This is a genomic window from Robertmurraya beringensis (assembly GCF_042433785.1).
Taxonomy (GTDB): domain Bacteria; phylum Bacillota; class Bacilli; order Bacillales; family Cytobacillaceae; genus Robertmurraya_A; species Robertmurraya_A beringensis.
The window spans coordinates 1-1,406 of the sequence record NZ_JBHLUU010000056.1 but is presented as its reverse complement, the minus strand read 5'-3'; the positions used below and the strand labels follow the sequence as shown (position 1 = coordinate 1,406).

General features: G+C 36.6%; 1 protein-coding gene. It reads left to right on the top strand.

Features of this window, described 5'->3' with window-relative positions:
- The first annotated feature begins 142 nt into the window (after nt 1-142).
- Nucleotides 143-1,258 (top strand): IS4 family transposase, encoded by a 1,116-nt coding sequence (locus ACFFHF_RS11860; protein ID WP_160549407.1) that lies wholly within the window; start codon nt 143-145, stop codon nt 1,256-1,258.
- Nucleotides 1,259-1,406: the final 148 nt, after the last annotated feature.

Genomic DNA, 1,406 nt, shown 5'->3' with positions numbered 1-1,406 from the left:
CACTAGTGTTGTATTAATTTAATTTCACTATTTAAAAAACTCAAAATGTTCAATTTTATTATTTTATGCAAAGAAAAAGTCCTTTATAATGGATAGGTCAGGTGGTAATCCCGTCCAAATCCAATAATAAAGGACCAATCTTATGGATAAGATTACACGAAAAACATCATTTGGACAATGGTTTTCACCTATAAATGTTGAATTATTTGATGATCAAGTGAAAACATTGAAATTAGATTTCTATACGAAAAAACTTACGACGGAATCATTTTTAAAATTATTACTTTATGCACAGCTTGAAGAAGTAGAAAGTCTTCATGCGTTGAGTGATTGTCTTTTTGATGATCAACTCCAAAAAGGCATTGATCTGGATTCCATTAGTATTTCTCAGCTTTCACGACGATTAAATGGGATGAATCCAGATTTATTCCAACGACTTTTCCTTGATCTGGTCGCACAAATTCATGCCAAAACACACTACACCAAACTCGTCATGCCGTTAAAAATCATTGATTCAAGCACATTGCCACTTAATTTGACTAATCATAAATGGGCAGAGTTCCGCAAAACAAAAGCGGGTGTAAAGTTACATTTGCGCCTAGTATTTATGGAAAAAGGAATTTCTTATCCTGAAAAGGCTGTGCTAACAATGGCAAAGGAACATGATCGTGGTCAACTCGAAATCATGGTAGACGACAAGGAATGCATGTATGTATTTGACCGGGGCTATCTAGACTATGAACGCTTTGATCGCATGACAGATGATGGGTACTTTTTTCTATCTAGGCTTCGTAAAAACGCAGTCATACGAGAGGTCTACGATTATAATCTACCCGAGGATACGAATGTTCTGTCCGATCAAATGGTGTTGATTGGTACAACTCAAAACCGTACTGAGAACTACTTTCGTCTTTTAAGAGTGATGGATTCAAAAGGAAACGAACTTCAGTTACTTACGAATCGTTTTGATTTAAGCGCCGAAGAGATTTCAGAGATGTATAAATCGCGCTGGGCAATTGAGTTGTTTTTCAAATGGATCAAACAGCACCTCAATATCAAAAAGTTCTACGGTCGAAGTGAATGGGCGATCCACAATCAAGTGTTTATCGCATTAATCGTTTTTTGCCTACATGTCCTCGTTCAACTCGAGACAAAAAGCAAGCGTAAAACCTTACAAATTAGCCGTTATCTAAGAGCTGTTTTGTGGAAGCCGGCACATATTTGGCTTCGGAAAATCGAAGGAAAAACGATTCCTTAATACACAAACTGTCGTCGTCGCAACTGTCTAATTGTAAATATTTTTCCAAATGGATGGAGCCACCTTTGCTTAGGTACTTACTTTTTTGGCTCTAAACGGGAAGAACTTTAAAACTGAAAATTCAGTCAGTATTTATGCAACACTAGTG

Coding starts and splice junctions, on each gene's coding strand:
- ACFFHF_RS11860 (WP_160549407.1), top strand. CDS start 143: ATGGATAAGATTACACGAAAAACATCATTTGGACAATGGTTTTCACCT.